The organism is Lysobacter helvus (assembly GCF_018406645.1).
GTDB classification, from domain to species: Bacteria; Pseudomonadota; Gammaproteobacteria; order Xanthomonadales; family Xanthomonadaceae; genus Noviluteimonas; species Noviluteimonas caseinilytica.
Map to the genome: position 1 here is coordinate 208,768 of NZ_AP024546.1, position 16,681 is coordinate 225,448.

16 protein-coding genes are annotated in these 16,681 nt (G+C 69.3%); 1 reads left to right on the forward strand and 15 read right to left on the reverse strand.

Annotated elements, in window-relative coordinates; all coding sequences use genetic code 11:
* Nucleotides 1-52 precede the first annotated feature (52 nt).
* The 11 genes from LYSHEL_RS01085 to rpoE form a co-directional block, all read right to left on the reverse strand.
* Nucleotides 53-682, reverse strand: coding sequence for a DUF1318 domain-containing protein (locus LYSHEL_RS01085; RefSeq protein WP_244858617.1), 630 nt, complete (start codon nt 680-682; stop codon nt 53-55).
* Nucleotides 683-714: 32 nt separating this feature from the next.
* Complete coding sequence (locus LYSHEL_RS01090) at nt 715-2,736, reverse strand: translocation/assembly module TamB domain-containing protein (RefSeq protein WP_213435214.1); 2,022 nt, start codon at nt 2,734-2,736, stop codon at nt 715-717.
* A 28-nt stretch (nt 2,737-2,764) separates the two neighbouring features.
* A complete protein-coding gene (gene recO, locus LYSHEL_RS01095) occupies nt 2,765-3,502 on the reverse strand; it encodes a DNA repair protein RecO (protein WP_213435215.1) in 738 nt (245 codons plus the stop codon).
* A 35-nt stretch (nt 3,503-3,537) separates the two neighbouring features.
* Nucleotides 3,538-4,437, reverse strand: coding sequence for a GTPase Era (era, locus tag LYSHEL_RS01100; RefSeq protein ID WP_213435216.1), 900 nt, complete (start codon nt 4,435-4,437; stop codon nt 3,538-3,540).
* Between the two features lie 70 nt (nt 4,438-4,507).
* A complete protein-coding gene (rnc, locus tag LYSHEL_RS01105) occupies nt 4,508-5,188 on the reverse strand; it encodes a ribonuclease III (protein ID WP_213435217.1) in 681 nt (226 codons plus the stop codon).
* Nucleotides 5,172-5,552 carry a DUF4845 domain-containing protein gene (locus LYSHEL_RS01110; RefSeq protein ID WP_213435218.1) on the reverse strand — a complete coding sequence of 127 codons (381 nt, stop codon included), beginning with the start codon at nt 5,550-5,552 and terminating at the stop codon, nt 5,172-5,174. Before LYSHEL_RS01110 ends, rnc begins: the two co-directional genes overlap by 17 nt.
* A gap of 36 nt (nt 5,553-5,588) precedes the next feature.
* The gene (gene lepB, locus LYSHEL_RS01115) at nt 5,589-6,389 is read right to left on the reverse strand and encodes a signal peptidase I (RefSeq protein ID WP_213437475.1); all 801 of its coding nucleotides are present in this window, start codon (nt 6,387-6,389) and stop codon (nt 5,589-5,591) included.
* A 36-nt stretch (nt 6,390-6,425) separates the two neighbouring features.
* Complete coding sequence (gene lepA, locus LYSHEL_RS01120; protein WP_213435219.1) at nt 6,426-8,219, reverse strand: translation elongation factor 4; 1,794 nt, start codon at nt 8,217-8,219, stop codon at nt 6,426-6,428.
* 104 nt (nt 8,220-8,323) lie between these two features.
* A complete protein-coding gene (locus LYSHEL_RS01125; RefSeq protein WP_213435220.1) occupies nt 8,324-9,841 on the reverse strand; it encodes a DegQ family serine endoprotease in 1,518 nt (505 codons plus the stop codon).
* 55 nt (nt 9,842-9,896) lie between these two features.
* On the reverse strand, nt 9,897-10,781 hold the full coding sequence (locus tag LYSHEL_RS01130; protein WP_213435221.1) for an RseA family anti-sigma factor: 885 nt from the start codon (nt 10,779-10,781) through the stop codon (nt 9,897-9,899).
* Nucleotides 10,778-11,395 (reverse strand): RNA polymerase sigma factor RpoE, encoded by a 618-nt coding sequence (rpoE, locus tag LYSHEL_RS01135; protein ID WP_213435222.1) that lies wholly within the window; start codon nt 11,393-11,395, stop codon nt 10,778-10,780. The genes LYSHEL_RS01130 and rpoE overlap by 4 nt, the downstream gene beginning before the upstream one ends.
* A 188-nt stretch (nt 11,396-11,583) precedes the next feature.
* On the opposite strand from rpoE, the gene LYSHEL_RS01140 reads away from it, so the two are divergent.
* Nucleotides 11,584-13,635, forward strand: coding sequence for a 3-hydroxyacyl-CoA dehydrogenase NAD-binding domain-containing protein (locus LYSHEL_RS01140; protein WP_213435223.1), 2,052 nt, complete (start codon nt 11,584-11,586; stop codon nt 13,633-13,635).
* 7 nt (nt 13,636-13,642) lie between these two features.
* Here the strand turns inward: LYSHEL_RS01140 and LYSHEL_RS01145 are convergent, their stop codons facing one another.
* From LYSHEL_RS01145 to mltG, 4 genes are read right to left on the reverse strand one after another with little or no spacing between them, the layout of a single operon-like run.
* Entirely contained in the window at nt 13,643-14,008 is a 366-nt protein-coding gene (locus tag LYSHEL_RS01145; RefSeq protein WP_213435224.1) for a PilZ domain-containing protein, read from the reverse strand.
* A complete protein-coding gene (locus LYSHEL_RS01150; protein WP_213435225.1) occupies nt 14,005-14,976 on the reverse strand; it encodes a DNA polymerase III subunit delta' in 972 nt (323 codons plus the stop codon). Before LYSHEL_RS01150 ends, LYSHEL_RS01145 begins: the two co-directional genes overlap by 4 nt.
* Entirely contained in the window at nt 14,973-15,617 is a 645-nt protein-coding gene (gene tmk / locus LYSHEL_RS01155) for a dTMP kinase (protein ID WP_213435226.1), read from the reverse strand. Before tmk ends, LYSHEL_RS01150 begins: the two co-directional genes overlap by 4 nt.
* On the reverse strand, nt 15,614-16,627 hold the full coding sequence (gene mltG / locus LYSHEL_RS01160; RefSeq protein WP_244858773.1) for an endolytic transglycosylase MltG: 1,014 nt from the start codon (nt 16,625-16,627) through the stop codon (nt 15,614-15,616). The genes tmk and mltG overlap by 4 nt, the downstream gene beginning before the upstream one ends.
* Nucleotides 16,628-16,681: the final 54 nt, after the last annotated feature.

Genomic DNA, 16,681 nt, shown 5'->3' on the forward strand with positions numbered 1-16,681 from the left:
GGGACGGCGGCCGGGCATTATCGCCGGTCGCGCGCCCCCCGGGCCCGCAGGCTTACTTCTGCTTCCAGGCGCCGCCCGCGTCCTGGTACCACCAGCCGCCGTGCGCGCTGTCGACCCACTGCTTGGCGAAGATGGCGCGGAGCTTGCCTTCCCAGTCCGGGTGGCCGTTGGCGACCGCCATTTCGCGGTACAGGGCCTTGCGGTCGCGGTTGTCGTCGTTCACGGCCGACTGCATGCCCACGCGGTCCTTCAGCTCCAGCTGCGCCGGATCGCGCAGCACCACCAGGCCATCGTTGCTGTAGCCCAGCGCGCCGGCGTCGAAGCCCTTGCGCAGGCTCGCGTCGAAGCGCGATTCCATGCGGGCCTGGATGGCCTGGATGGCCGGTGCCTTGATGCTGATGTCGGGCGTCTCCTGCGCCTGCGCGCTGCCGATGCCGACCAGCGAGAGCGGATCGATGCGGCGGATCAGCGCGGCCATGCCGCCGCCCGGCGTGGCCGGCTTGGCGGGCTGGGTGGCGGCGTCGTCGCCGATCACCTTCTCGACGAATTGCTTCGCCGCTTCCTTCGCTTCGGCCGCGGGGAAGTACACGTTGATGGTGACGCAGGCGCTGAGCGCCGCCAGGGCGCCCATCGATGCGAGCGAACCGCCCAGGAAGCCGGCTTTCGAACGTCGGTTGCGCATGTTGGAGTCCTTGGCGTTGCGTGGATGGAAGGTCATTCGACGACGGGTTTCACCTCGCCCGAGCCGACCGCCGCGAGGCGTTCGACGAGGGTGGGCCAATCGACCCGGCGGTGGATCCCGTTGACCGTCAGGCGCGGGATGCCCGCACCGTCGACGATAGTAAAGGTGTCGCCCGCTGAACGCAGGCCCGTCATTTCACACACTTCGTTGGCCAGGCGACAGCCGATGCCGATGCGCCGATAACCGAAGTCGTCGAACAGCCCGATCAGCTTGCCCTGCAGGGTGGTGACGAACGAGGAATCGCCGACGCTCGAAATGCTCTGCACGGCGCGCTGGCTGATGCGCTGGCGCACGCCGCGCGGCGGCGTGTCGGTGTGCAGCCGTGCGTCGAAGGCCGTGACGCTCCAGTCGACCAGGCGCAGCGCGTCGATCGTGCCGTCCAGGCGCCCGGTGATGCTGCCGAAGTCGAAGACTTCGGTGAGGGCGAGCAAATCGAGGTCGTCGATGCGCAGGTCGGCCGCGAGCGTGGGCGCCACGCCGAACGGACGCTCCATCGATAGCGACGACACATCCACGCGCCCGTCGAACATCGCCATCGACAGGCCGCCTTCGAAGTCGAGGCGTTCGTTCGCGTAGTGCGCGCGCGGCAGGCGGCCGGTGAGTTCGCCGCGGAAGGCAGGCCAGCCGAACGTGGTGGCGAGCTGGCCGATGTCGAGGTGGTCCACGCGCAGGCCGAACACCGCGTCGGCGCCCTGCCCGTTCGCCGGCGGGCGCAGCGTCATGTCCTCGAAGCGCAGCGAACCGCCGAGGAAGGGAACATCGACGGGCGCGGTGAGGGCGATCGCGCCGCGTTCGCTGCGCAGCGGCAGCGAGGCGGCATCGAACTTCAGGCCGTACAGCGCGCCGTCGTGCCAACGCAGCGCACTGGTTTCGGCGGCGTCGCCGGAGAAGCGCAGTTCGCCGTCGAGGCCATGGAAGGCGAAGCGTCCGCCGGGATCGACGATGTCCACCGCGTGCGGCGTCGCGACGAAATCGCGCAACCCGGATTCGTCGAGGCGCACGTGCGCATCCAGCGCGCCGGACAGCGCGAGTTCGCCGAGGCCCGCGTTGCCGAGCACGCCGGACAGGTAGCGATCGCGCACGGGGGCGAGGTCGCGGCTGCGGACCTGCAAATCGAGCGCGCGCAGTGCCGCGTCTTCGGCGAACGTAGCGCTGCCGGTCACTTGCAGCACGTTGCCGTCGTCCCACGAGAGGCGCGGCAGGCGCCAGCCGTCGCCGACGCGATGTTCGGCCGCGATCGACAACGCGACCGGGGTCGCGGGCAATGCGACGTACGTGGTGCCGACGAGGAATTCGCCGCCGCGCAGCGTGCCGTCGAGCGTGAGCAGCGACGGCGTTGGCGCATCGTTGATGCGGTAGTCGAAATCGAACGCACCGGCGAGATGGTCGCCCGCGATGCTGGCGTCGGTGGTTTCGAGTTTCAGGCCGTTCGTTTGCAGATGACCGGCGATCTGCAGCGGACCGCGTTTCGGGCTGCGCACGTCCACGCGCCCGTCGAGCGTGCCGCCCTGCAGGCGCGCATCCGCCCACGCCTGCGACAACAGGCCTTGCGCCCAGGCGATCGGCACCTGCGCGAGATCGACGCGGGTGAGATCGGGCGTGGCGGCATTGCGTTCGACGGCGAGCACGCCGCGGCCGCGACCGAAACGCGCGCGCGTATCGGCGGCATCGAAGGCGATCGACAGCGCGAACGTGTCGCGCCCGCTGCGCAACGTGCCGTCGCACTGCCAGCCTGCGCGCGGCGCACGCCGCAACGGACAGGTCCACGCGAGGTTGCGCGCATGCACGCCGAGGTCGGGCGCATCGACGCGCGCGGCGGTGAGGTGCAATGCGCCTTCGGTCGCATTCGCGGGCCAGTCCAGGTGCACGTGCACGCCTTCGAGCGTGGCGATGGGCAGGCGCACGCGGGCGATGTCGGCATCGAGCGTGCGCGCGTGCGCAACGCCGGCGAACAGCGCGAGCAGCAGGGCGACGGCGTGGCGCAGGGGCTTCACCGGCGGGAGGATAGCGGGGCCGGCGTCTTCAGGGATTTCGCGGGCGCGACAAGCGCCCGAGTTCGGCCAGCATGTCCCACGACTTCAGCCCGCGCGGCCCGAGGTGGTGGGCCAGCACGTCGCGCAGGGCGCGGCGCAGGCTGGCGAGGTCTTCCGGGCCGGGCTGGACGTCGGACGCCAGCGCGAGCAAGGCCGATCCGGTGGCGGCGGTGTCGCGGTCGCCCTGCCCGCGGTCGTGTCGGACGCGGCGCGGGCCTTGTTCGGGATCGAGGCGATAGCGCGCGGCGGGATCGATCGGTACGCCGTCGACATCGACATCCAGCGCGAGGCCGAAGCCCAGGGCTTCGAGCAGGTCGCGTTCGAACAGGCGCAGCGTCCACGCGACCGGTGCGTCCGAGCCCAGGCCTGCGCGCACCTGGCCGTAGGTCGCGAAGATCTCCGAATGCGGATCGCCGCGCGGCGCCAGGCGCAGCACGAGTTCGTTGACGTAGAACGCGGCGAGCGCGGCGTCGCCCTGCAGCAGCGGTGCGGCGTCGAGCGCTTCTGCCTGGCGCAGTTGCGCGAGTTCGCCGCGCAGCACGCAATCCAGGCGGACGTATTGCAACGGTTGCAACGCGGCGCGCAGCACGTGGCGCTTCGGCCCGCCGACGCCGCGCGCGACCAGCCCCATGCGGCCGTGGTTCTGCGACAGCACTTCGACGAGCAGGCTGGTCTCGCGCCAGGCGCGCGTGTGCAGGACGTAGGCGGGTTCGTCGACGATGCGCATGCGTCAGCGGCGTGGCACGCGATGCGGGGGCGCGATCAGTCGTGGTAGCCGAGCGTGCGCAGTGCGGCCTCGTCGTTCGACCAGCCTTCGCGCACGCGCACCCAGGTTTCCAGGAACACCTTGCTGTCGAACAGGCGTTCCATCTGCCCGCGCGCGCGCGTGCCGATCTCGCGCAGGCGTTCGCCGCCCTTGCCGATCACGATGGCCTTCTGCCCGTCGCGTTCCACCCAGATCACCGCGCCGATGCGCAGCAGCTTGCCGTCGACGGCGAACTGTTCGATCTCCACGGTGGTGGCGTACGGCAGTTCCGCGCCGAGCTGGCGCATCAGTTGTTCGCGCACCAGTTCGCCGGCGAGGAAGCGCTGGCTCTTGTCGGTGATTTCGTCTTCGCCGTACAGCGCGGCTTGCTCCGGCACGAGCGGCAGCAGGCTGTCGACGAGGTCTTCGAGCCCCTTGCGCTTGAGCGCGGAGATCGGATGCACGGCCGCGAACTCGCGATCCTTCGCCACCTCGGCGAGGAACGGCAGCAGCTTGCCCTTGTCCTTGATGCGATCGACCTGGTTGACCGCCAGCACCACCGGCACGCCGGCCTCCTTCAGCGCTTCGTAGGCGAGCGTGTCTTCGTCGTCCCAGCGGCCGGCTTCGATCACCAGCAGCGCGGCGTCCACGCCTTCCAGCGCGCCGCGGGCGGCGCGGTTCATCATCCGGTTCATCGCCTTCTTCTGCTCGCGGTGCAGGCCGGGCGTGTCGACCAGCAGCAACTGGCCGTGCGGGAACGAGGCGATGCCGAGCAGCCGGTGGCGCGTGGTCTGCGGACGGTTGGAGGTGATGCTGATCTTGAAGCCGACGAGGGCGTTGACGAGCGTCGACTTGCCCACGTTCGGGCGGCCGATCACGGCGACGTGGCCGGCGCGGTGGGAGGGGAGGTCTGTCATGCGGGGATTCTAAGCCCGCGGCCCTGCCGGCGCCCGCGATTCTCGCCAAAACGAGGCGCTGCAACGCGCGTCAGTTGGGATCGAGCGTGGCGAGGATGCGTTCCGCGGCGACCTGCTCGGCGGCGCGGCGCGAATGTCCCTCGCCCACGCACTCCATCGGCGGATCGGCCAGCGTGCAGGCCACGCTGAACTGCTTGGCGTGTTCGTCGCCGGATTCGGCCAGCAGGCGGTAGACCGGCAGCGGCTTCTGGCGCGCCTGCACCCATTCCTGCAGGCGCGTCTTGCCGTCCTTGCCGAGCTTGTTGGGCGGCGGCAGCGCGGCGATGGCCGCTTCGAACCAGGGCAGGACGGCGGCGCGGCACGCTTCGAAGCCGGCATCCAGGTGGATGGCGCCGATGATCGCTTCCAGCGCGTCGGCCAGGATCGAGTCGCGGCGATGGCCGCCGGACTTCATCTCGCCGGGGCCCAGGATCAGCTTTTCGCCCAGCTGCATGTGCCGCGCGATGGCGGCCAGCGAGGACTCGCGCACGAGTTCGGCGCGGGCGCGGGTAAGCGTGCCTTCGTCGGCCTTCGGCCAGTGCGCGTAGAGGGCTTCGGCGACGATCAGGTTGACGAGCGCGTCGCCGAGGAATTCCAGCCGCTCGTTGTGGATGGACGCGGCGCTGCGGTGGGTGAGCGCCTGGACGAGCAAGCCGGGGTCGGTGAATTCGACCCCGGGCAGCCGCGGCGCCCCGTCAGTCGGACGGGCCACCGTGGGTGAGTTCCTGCACGTTCTCGAAGTTGCCGACGACGTCGAGGTTGGAGATCAGCGGACGGCGCACTTCGTACTTCACCGTCATCTTCCAGCCGCCGCCCATGCGCTCGATCTTGACGTTCTCCGCCTTCACGTTCTCCGAGTAGTTCACGTAGAGGCGGCGGAAGAACAGGTTGCGAATCTTGTCGGTCCCGGCGTTGTTGATGCCGGGCTCCAGGGCCAGGCCCTGCATGGACTTCTTGACGGCGTAGTACTCGGTGTACATCGGGATCACCTTCATCCCGACGTAGATGAAAATGCCCGCCACCGCGAGGATGGCGATGAACCCCAACAGCGTGATGCCGCGTTGCGTGCGCTTCATTTGGATCCCCTTCCCCATACCCGAAATTCGTGCCCGTTACGGGATGCTCGACCCCATCCTCGAGAAATCCACCCCGCCCGCGCTCCAGTCCCAGTTCAACCAGATCAGGAAGGCCTTGCCGCGGAGGTTTTCCTCCGGCAGGAAGTGCACTTCCCAGAAGCGACTGTCCTCAGAATTATCACGATTGTCGCCCATGACGAAATACTGCCCCGGCGGCACCGTCCACTCCCCCTCGCCCTGCTGGGTGAAGTACGCCGAATCCTCGCGTTCGAGGACGTCGTGCGGGCGACCCGGCAGCTGTTCCTGCAACAGGTCGGCCCCGGTCATGTCCGCGCCCTGGCCCTTGCCGACATAGTTGCCGATCTTCGCGTAGCGCATCGGGACACCGTTCACGTACACGGTGTTGGCCCGGTAGGCCACCGTGTCGCCGGGCAGGCCGATGACGCGCTTGATCCAGTCCTGGTCGGGATGGTGCGGCGGGCGGAAGACCACCACGTCGCCCCGCTTGGGTTCGCCGATGGCGAGGAACTTGTGGTTGTTGATCGGCAGCCGCAGGCCGTAGGCGAACTTGTTGACCAGGATGAAGTCGCCGATCAGCAGCGTGGGCATCATCGAGCTGGACGGGATCTTGAACGGCTCGGCGACGAAGCTGCGCAACCCCAGCACCAGGGCCAGGACCGGGAAGAACGCACGCGAATAGTCGACGAGGATGGGTTCCTTCTCGTCCAGCAGGCCGGCGCGCTCGGCGCGGCGCTTGGCGAAGAACAGGCGGTCCACCAACCAGATGAGGCCGGTGAGCAGGGTCAGCCCCACCAGGACCTTCTCGAACCACGCAATCATGCCTGCTCCTTTTACCGGCCCGTCGGGCGCAGCTTACTTGTTGTCGACCTGCAGGACGGCGAGGAACGCCTCCTGGGGGATTTCCACGCGTCCGACCTGCTTCATCCGCTTCTTGCCCTCTTTCTGCTTCTCGAGGAGCTTCTTCTTGCGGGAGGCATCGCCGCCGTAGCACTTGGCCAGCACGTTCTTGCGCAGCGCCTTGACCGTGCTGCGCGAAATGATCTGCGAGCCGACCGCGGCCTGGATCGCCACGTCGAACATCTGCCGCGGGATCAGCTCGCGCATCTTCTCGGTCAGGTCGCGTCCCCGGCGATCGGCGTGCGCACGGTGGGTGATGATGGACAGCGCATCCACCTTGTCGCCGTTGATCAACGTATCCACGCGCACGAACGGGCCAGCCTGGAACCGCACGAAGTGGTAGTCCAGCGAGGCATAGCCGCGCGAGACCGACTTGAGGCGGTCGAAGAAGTCGAGCACCACTTCGGCCATCGGCAGCTCGTAGCTGATCTGCACCTGGCTGCCCATGTACGTGATGCCGACCTGCGAGCCGCGCTTTTCCTCGCACAGGGTGATCACGTTGCCGACGTAGTCCGGCGGCGTGAGCACGTTGGCGCGGATGATCGGTTCGCGGATCTCCTCGATGTGGTTCACCGGCGGGAGCTTGGCCGGGTTGTCCAGCGGCATCACGGTGCCGTCGGTCTTGAGCACTTCGTAGATCACCGTGGGCGCGGTGGTGATCAGGTTGAGGTTGTATTCGCGCTCCAGGCGCTCCTGCACGATCTCCAGGTGCAGCATGCCGAGGAAGCCGCAGCGGAAACCGAAGCCCATGGCCTCGGAGCTTTCGGGTTCGAAGCGCAGGGCGGCGTCGTTGAGGCGCAGTTTTTCCAGCGCTTCGCGCAGCGCGGGGTAGTCCTCGGCATCCACGGGGAACAGGCCCGCGAACACGCGCGGCTGCATTTCCTGGAAGCCGGGCAGCGGCTTGGCGGCCGGATCGTTGGCGAGCGTGAGCGTGTCGCCGACCGGCGCGCCGTGCACGTCCTTGATCGAGGCGGTGATCCAGCCCACTTCGCCCGCGCCGAGTTTCTTCAGCGGCTTGCGCTTCGGGGTGAACACGCCGACGCCTTCGACCTGGTGCGTGCGGCCGGTGGACATCACCAGCATCTTCGCGCCGGGCACGATCTCGCCCTGCATCACGCGCACGAGGCTGACGACGCCGAGGTAGTTGTCGAACCACGAATCGATGATCAGCGCCTGCAGCTTGTCGGTGTCGCGCGGCACCGGCGGCGGGATGCGCTTGACGATGGCTTCGAGCACGTCGACGACGTTGAGGCCGGTCTTGGCGCTGATGGCCACCGCGTCTTCGGCGTCGATGCCGATGACGGCTTCGATTTCCTTCTTGACGCGGTCGATGTCGGCGGTGGGCAGGTCGATCTTGTTGAGGACCGGGACGACTTCCAGGCCCTGCTCGACCGCGGTGTAGCAGTTGGCGACCGACTGGGCCTCGACGCCCTGCGCGGCGTCGACGACGAGCAGCGCGCCTTCGCACGCGGCGAGCGAACGCGAGACTTCGTAGCTGAAGTCCACGTGGCCGGGCGTGTCGATGAAGTTCAACTGGTAGGTCACGCCGTCGCGCGCGGTGTACGGCAGCGACACGGACTGGGCCTTGATGGTGATGCCGCGCTCGCGCTCGATCGGATTGGAGTCGAGCACCTGCGCCTCCATCTCGCGCGCCTCCAGGCCGCCACAGAGTTGGATGATGCGGTCGGCCAGCGTCGACTTGCCGTGGTCGACGTGGGCGATGATCGAGAAGTTGCGAATGAGCTGCATTGAAGGCCGGGCGTGAAAAAGCGCGGCATTATCGCACGGCTGCCCCGCCGCCCCGTGGGGGGATCAGGGCAACGGGGCAGCCGGATGGGCGGGTGTATCGCTTGTTATTGCTCGCTGGGCGTGCTGGCGGGACGCGGGGTGACGGCGACATAGCGGCTGCTGCCGCCGCGCTGCACGAGCAGCATCGCCGTGTCGCCGGCCTTCAGCGCGCGCAGTTCGCGGTCGAGCGCGGCGCGGGTGCCGACGGAATTGCGGCCCACCGCGAGGATCACGTCGCCGGGCTGCAGGCCGGCGCGACGCGCGGCGAGGCCTTCGATGCGCGCGATCGCCACGCCCTCGCCCGCGTCCAGCCCGAGCTGGCGACGCTGCGCCTGGTCGAGGTCTTCGCCGACGATGCCGAGCGGGTTGTCGTGCGTGGGCGCCGGCGTGGCGGACGTGGGGATGGTGCGCGGGCCGGCATCCAGTTCGCCCAGCACCACGGTCACGTCGCGCGACTTGCCGTCGCGCATGATCGTCAGCGTGGTCTTCGCACCCGGGGGCAGCGCGCCCACCAGCGGCGGCAGCGACGAGGCGTCTTCGATCGGCGTGCCGTTGAATGCGCGGATCACGTCGAGGCGCTGCACGCCGGCCTTCGCGGCGCCGCCGCCCGGTTGCACTTCGCGCACGAGCGCGCCGCGCGTGTCGGGCAGGCCGAGTGCGCGGGCCTGGTCGTTGTCGATGCCCTCCAGGCCGATGCCGAGCAGGCCACGGCTGACGCGGCCGCTGCGCTTGAGCTGGTCGACGGCGTTCATCGCCACGTCGATCGGGATCGCGAAGCTCACGCCCATGTAGCCGCCGGAATTGCTGAAGATCTGCGAGTTGATGCCGACCACCTGGCCGCGCGTGTCGAGCAGCGGGCCACCGGAGTTGCCGCGGTTGATCGCGACGTCGGTCTGGATGAAAGGCACGTATTGCTGGTTGGCGTACGGATTGGAACGGCCCACCGCGCTCACGATGCCGGCGGTGACGGAATGATCGAGCCCGAACGGCGACCCGATCGCGACCACCCACTGCCCCGGGCGCAGCGCGCGCGAATCGCCGATGCGCAGCGACGGGAGATTGGTGGCGGCGATCTTGAGCAGCGCGACGTCGGATTGTTCGTCGCTGCCGACGACCTTCGCGGTGAATTCGCGACGATCCGACAGGCGCACCTTCACTTCATCCGCGCCGTCGACCACGTGGTGGTTGGTGAGCACGTAACCGTCGGGCGAGATCAGGAAGCCGGTGCCCATCGACACGCCCTGCCCGCGTCCGCCGGGCGGCATCTGCGGCATCGGCATGCCGGGGCCGAAGAAGCGCCGGAAGAATTCGGGCATGTCTTCGTCGTCGTCCGTCGCCGGCTGGTCCTTCGCTCCGCCGTTGATGTCGGCTTCGACGTTGACGACCGCCGGACCGACCTGGTCGACGAGGTTCGTGAAATCGGGCAGGCCCGAGACCATCTGCGGCGCGGGCGTGGCGGGCGCGGTGGTCTGCGCGTTCGCGTTCGGCATCACGTCGGTGGCGACGAGCACCGCGGTGGTCGCGGTGGCCGTCGCGGCCACCAGCAGGGCATTGCGGAAGACAGGACGGAGTGCGGCGCGCATCGGGGAGGCATCCTCGATCAGGGAAGGGGAATGCGTGGGCGGAAGTGGCTCGGGCTCAGGGCGATTGCGGTGCGATGTCTTCGTTCGCGGCAGGCGCTGCGGTGTCCGCGGGCACGCGCGGGACGAAGGGATAGAAGGACGGCGCCTGCACGTAGTCCGCCGACAGCGCGGCGCTGCCGCTGTATTGCGGCAACACGGCACGCGGCCACGGGCGCGCGGCGTTGGCATCGAACGGCGTCGCGGTGGTCAATACGTTGGGCGGCGTTGCGGGGCGCACATCGGCCACGGCGATGTCGACGACGTCCGCACCGACGACATCCGCACCGACGACATCGGCGGTGACCGGCGAACGCACCGTCGCAGGCGGCGCGGCATTGCGCTGCGCACGTTGCGGTGCGCGGCGCTGGCTGGCCTGGCGCGTGGCGGAAGCGAGCGCCACGCTGGCGCCGACGAGCTGCACGGCGGACGGATCGCCCGCCTGGTCCGGTGCCGTGGGCACCTTCGGCGTGCGCGCGGCGGGCTGCGTTGCGGCCATGTCGCGCGCGGGCGCGGTGTTGCCCGCGGAAGAGGCGACGGTGGGCGCCGATGCAGGGGCATCCGCGGTGTGCGGCAAGCGCGCGAGGAAGAACGCGACCATCGCCGCGGACGCAGCGAGCGCCACCGTGCCCCAGCGACGCGTGGAAGCGGGCTTGGCAACGGGTGCGGGGGCCGAGGCGCGCAACGCATCGTGCACGCGTGCGGCGAACGTGGACGGCATGCGCGGATTGGCTGCGCCGCGCAGCACATCGCCGACGACCTGCCAGCGCTCGCAGCTGTCGCGCCAGTCCTGGTCGTGGTCGAGGCGCTTGAGGGCGAAACGGGCCGCGTCGCCGGCGAGTTCGCCGTCGAACAACGCGCTCAGCGCTTCGCGATCGGAGGTCGGGTGGCTGGTCGTGGTCATCGGGAGGCACGCTCGCGTTTCGGTTCGGTGTCGAGCAAGGGGCGCAGGGCTTCGTCGATCGCATCGCGCGCACGGAAGATGCGGGAACGCACCGTGCCGATGGGGCATTGCATCCGCTCGGCGATCTCTTCGTAACTCAGGCCTTCCACCTCGCGCAGCGTGATCGCTTCGCGCAGTTCGGCGGGAAGCTTGTCGACCACGCGCATCACGGCGGTTTCGATTTCCTGGCGCATCAGTTCGCGTTCCGGGGTGTCGTTGTCGCGGAGGCGGATCCCGGAATCGAAGTGTTCGGCGTCGGAGACGTCGATGTCGTCGGTCGGCGGGCGGCGGTTGTTGGCGACAAGGTGGTTCTTTGCGGTGTTCACTGCGATCCGGTGGAGCCACGTGTAGAACTGGGCGTCGCCGCGGAAGTTCCCGATCGCGCGATAGGCGCGGATGAAGGTTTCCTGCGCGACGTCCTGCACTTCGCTCCAGTCCTTGATGTAACGCGAGATCAGCGCCGCGATCCGGTGCTGGTATTTGCGCACCAGCAGGTCGAAGGCGAGGCTGTCGCCGCGCTGCACCCGGGCCACGAGCGCCTGGTCGAGTTCCTGTGTTTCGTTGTCGGTGGCCATCGCCGCGCCGGGCTCCTGCAGTGGTCGCTCGGCGCATGGCCGGGCCTTGGGACAGTCGATGTCCAGGAAAGTTCACCGCCCGGCCGCGTCGCGGCGGGCTTCACGCGACTCTAATGGGGGCGGCATTGACGGGACTCAAACGCGGCCGGGATCATAGCCCCCTCCCCCGTACCCTGTCGGATGGTCCCATGCTCGCTGGACTCGATGGTCTGCGCTTCCAGCACTGGCGCGTCGAAAGCGCGGCCGACGGCGTGCTGGTGCTGAGCTTCGACCGCGCCGGACAGGGCGTGAACACGCTGTCGCAGGACGTGCTGTTCGAACTGGACGCGCTGCTGGAACGGCTGGCGCTGGATCCGCCGAAGGGCCTGGTGATCCGCTCGGCCAAGGTCGCCGGCTTCATCGCGGGCGCCGACATCAAGGAATTCCAGGCCTTCGACGAGAAGGGCACGGTCGGCGACGCGATCCGTCGCGGGCAGCAGGTGTTCCAGCGGCTGGCCGAACTGCGCTGCCCCACGGTCGCCGCGATCCACGGCCACTGCATGGGCGGCGGCACCGAGATCGCGCTGGCCTGTCGCTATCGCGTCGCCACCAATGATCCCTCCACGCGCATCGGCCTGCCCGAAGTGAAACTCGGCATCTACCCGGGTTGGGGCGGCAGCGTGCGCCTGCCGCGGCTGGTGGGTGCACCGGCGGCGTTCGACATGATGCTGACCGGCCGCACGTTGTCGGCTTCCGCGGCGCGCGCGATGGGCCTGGTCGACAAGGTGGTCGAACCGGCGATGCTCACCGACGCGGCCGTCGAACTCGCGCGCCGCGGCACGACGCGTCCGTTCAAGCAACGCGCGCTTGCATGGCTCACCAACACGTGGCCCGCGCGACAGATCCTCGCGCCGATGCTGGCCAAGCAGGTTGCGCGCAAGGCGCGTCGCGAACACTACCCCGCGCCTTACACGCTCATCGAAACCTGGCGGCGCAGCGGCGGCGGCATCCAGTCGCTGCTCGGCGCCGAACGCAAGTCCGTCGTCAAGCTCGCGTCCACGCCTACCGCGCGCAATTTGATCCGCGTGTACTTCCTGCAGGAACGCCTGAAGGGCCTGGGCGGCAAGGACCACGGCATCGTGTGCGTGCACGTCGTCGGCGCCGGCGTGATGGGCGGCGACATCGCGGCGTGGTCGGCCTACAAGGGCTTCGAGGTCACGCTGGCCGATCGCGAACAGCGTTTCATCGACCGGGCGTTGCAGCGCGCGCAGGACATGTTCGCCAAGCGCATCAAGGACGCCGCGCGACGTCCCGCGGTCGCGGCGCGCCTGCGCGGCGACCTGCACGGCGATGGCGTGCAGACCGCGGACCTGGTGATCGAAGCGATCATCGAGCAACCCGAGGCCAAGCGCGCGCTCTACGCCGAAGTGGAACCGCGCCTCAAGCCCGACGCGCTGCTCACCACCAACACCTCGTCGATTCCGTTGACCGAACTGCGCGGCCACATCGCGCACCCGGAACGGTTCGCCGGCCTGCATTACTTCAACCCGGTCGCGCTGATGCCGCTGGTGGAAATCATCCACCACGACACGATGGCCGAAGAGACCGGCAAGCGCCTGGCCGCGTTCTGCCGCGCGATCGACAAGCTGCCGGTGCCGGTGGCGGGCACGCCGGGGTTCCTGGTCAACCGCGTGCTGTTCCCCTACATGCTCGAAGCGATGGCCGCGTACGCCGAAGGCATCCCGGGGCCGGAGATCGACAAGGCCGCCGTGAAGTTCGGCATGCCGATGGGGCCGATCGAACTCGTCGATACCGTCGGCCTGGATGTCGCCGCGGGCGTGGGCCACGAACTCGCGCCGTTCCTCGGTCTGTCGATCCCGCCGGGCCTGGAGAACAAGCTCGCGTCGGGCAAGCGCGGCAAGAAGGACGGCCAGGGCTTCTACGCGTGGGAAGAAGGCAAGCCGCGCAAGCCGGAACTGCCGAAGGACTACAAGGCGCCCGACGACCTCGAGGATCGCCTGATCCTGCCGTTGCTCAACGAAGCCGTCGCCGCGCTGCACGACGGCGTGGTGGCGGATGCGGACCTGCTGGATGCGGGCGTGATCTTCGGCACAGGGTTCGCGCCGTTCCGCGGCGGCCCGATCGCCTACATCCGCGCGACGGGCGCCGACGTGCTGCTGGCGAAGTTGAAAGCGTTGCAGGCCGTGCACGGCGATCGATTCGCGCCGCGCCCCGGTTGGGATTCACCGCAACTGCGCTGACGCGCACCTACATCGTGTGCGTCGGCTTGTCCGCCGTGAGCGTGCCGGCCAGGATGGTTTCGATCTTGTGCCTCACCGCTTCGCCTTCGGCACTGTCGGCGAACTGCACGCCGATGCCGGCCGCGCGATTGCCCTGCGCGCCCGGCGGCGTCACCCACACCACCTTGCCGGCCACGGGCAGGCGGTCCTTCTCTTCGAGCAGGGTCAGCAGCAGGAAGACCTCGTCGCCGAGGAAGTAGCGCTTGGGCGTCGGCACGAAGATGCCGCCCGATTTCAGGTAGGGCATGTACGCGTTGTAGAGCGCTGCCTTGTCCTTGATCGCGAGCGACAGGATGCCCTGTCGTGCGCCACCGGCTCCTGCGACTGAACTCATGCCCTGCCCCCTTTCGAAACGGGCGCATCGCCGCGCCACGCCATCAGCAATTCCGTGACCGCGAGGTCCGCGCGCACGGTGGTCCGCAACAGGTCGCGCGTGCGGTTCGCGGCGTCGAACCACGCAGCCAGCCTGCGGGTTCCCCTTGGATCGGTCAAGCGCGCGGCCTGCGCCAGCGCGAGGTCCGCCGCATGGCTCAAACGCAGCGCGGCGTATTCATCGGCCACCCAGGCTTGCGCGGTCTCCACCGCGCCGGCGGTCCCGCGCGCGAGCTTGTCCAGGTCGGCCGCGACCTGGCGACGCACCGCCAGCCCCTCGCCCCGCAGCCACGCATCGGCGAGGCCCGGATGGCCGCGCGCCGCTTCCAGCGCTTCGGCAGCCAGTGCGACGCTGTGCCCTTGCGTGGCGAGCCAGGCCTGCGCTTCCTCGATCGGCGGCAACCGGAATTCCACGCGCTGGCAGCGACTGCGGATCGTCGCCGACAAGCGTTGCGGATGCGCGCTGACCAGCCAGAGATAACGATCGGGTTGCGGTTCTTCGAGCGTCTTGAGCAAAGCGTTGGCGGCCGCGTGGTTGATCGCGTCAGCCGGGTCGAGGATCGCGACCTGGGCGCCGCCATATTGCGGCGTGAGCGCGAGGCGTTCCGACAGCGAACGGATCTGCTCGATCACGATCTCCGTGCGCAGCTTCGTCCCTTCCTTGTTGAAGATGAAGGACACCAGGCCGAAGTCCGGGTGCGTGCCGGCGGCGAACAACTGGCACGACCGGCAGGCGTTGCATGGATCGCCGTTCGGCAATGGCGCGCGGCACAACGCGCGCTGCGCCAGGCGCTCGGCGACCGCGCGCTTGCCCAGGCCCGCCGGACCGCAGAACAGCACGCCGTGCCCGAGCCGCCCTGCTTCCAGGATCGATACGAGATGCGCATACGCGCGGGCTTGCCAGGGCGCGAGCGGCGGCAACGGGTTCATGGCGCGACGCCGAGGTAGTGCTGCAGCAATGCGCTCGCGCGATACGCAACGTCCGCCGCGCTCGATGACGCATCGACAACGCGGATGCGCTGCGGTTCGGCCTGCGCCCGCGCCAGGTACGCGGCACGCACCGTCTCGAAGAACTCGTCCCGCTCGCGCTCGATGCGATCGGGCGCGGCGTCGCGCACCTGCATGCGTTCGCGGCCCTGGTGCACACCGAGATCGAGCAGCAGCGTCAGTCCGGGGCGCAGGCCGACGACGCGACGTTCCAGGTCGGCGATCAGCGCCACGTCCAGTCCGCGCCCGCCCCCCTGGTAGGCGTAACTGGAATCGGTGAACCGATCGCTCAGCACCCATGCGCCGCGCTCCAGCGCCGGCAGGATGAGTTCGCGCACGTGCTGCACGCGCGCGGCGAACATCAGCAGGAGTTCGGTTTCCGGCGCGGGCGCTTCGTGGTGCGGATCCAGCAGCAGCGCGCGGATGCGTTCGGCGAGCGGCGTGCCGCCCGGCTCGCGCGTGCAGACGACTTCCGCGCCGCTTTCTTCCAGCACCTTGCGCAGCGCGTTGAGCACGGTGGTCTTGCCGGCGCCCTCGCCGCCCTCGACGGTCACGAACCGCGGATGCGTGCGCAGGTCGCTCATCGCGCCTGCTGCCGTTGCGCGCGATACCGCGCGAGGTAGGCGCGCACCGCGGCCTGGTGGTCGGCCAGCGAACGCGTGAACACGTGGCGCCCGCTGCCATCGCCCACCGCGACGAAGTAGATCGCCTCGCCCGCCGCCGGGTTGGTCGCCGCCTGCAGCGCTTGCATGCCGGGCATCGCGATCGGCGTGGGCGGCAGGCCCGCGCGCACGTAGGTGTTGTACGGCGTGTCGGCGAGCAGGTCCGCGCGCCGGATGTTGCCGGCGTACGTCGCGCCCATGCCGTAGATGACGGTGGGATCGGTCTGCAGGCGCATGCCCATCTTCAAGCGACGCGCGAACACGCCGGCGATCTGCGGGCGTTCGTCCGCCACGCCCGTTTCCTTTTCGACGATGGACGCGAGGATCAACGCCTCGTCGGCCGAGCGCAGCACGGTGTCCGGTGCGCGCGCGTCCCAGGCTTGCGCGAGCGCACGTTCCATCGCGGCGTAGGCGCGACGCAACACATCGAGGTCGCTGTCGCCGCGCACGAACTGGTAGGTCTCCGGCAGGAAGCGGCCTTCCGGATGCTGGCCCGCGTGGCCGAGCGCGGACATCAGCGCGGCGTCGGTCATGTCCTTCGTTTCGTGCGCGAGGTCCTGGTTGCGCGCGAGCGCGGCGCGCAGCTCGCGGATGTTCCAGCCCTCCACGATCGTGAAGCGCTTGCTGATCACCTTGCCGTCGCGCATCGCCAGCAGCAGCGCGCGCGGCGTGGTGCCGGGCTCGAGCGCGTATTCGCCGACCTGGATCTTGTTGGCCGCGCCCAGTTGCCCGGCCAGCGCCTGCCATTCCAGGCGATGGCCCGCCTGCACCCCGGACGCGCGCAGGTGCGCGACCACCGTGGCCAGCGAATCACCGCGTTCGACCACCAGCGTGTCGCCGGTTTCCAGGCCCGCCAGCGGCGTGTCGGCGAAGCCGGTGTAGCGCTGCCACAGCCAGGCGCCGCCGGCGACCAGCGCGACGAGGACCAGCAGGAGGAACACCTTCGACAGTCCGGACACCTTGTTGCGACCGCGGCGCGATCGTCG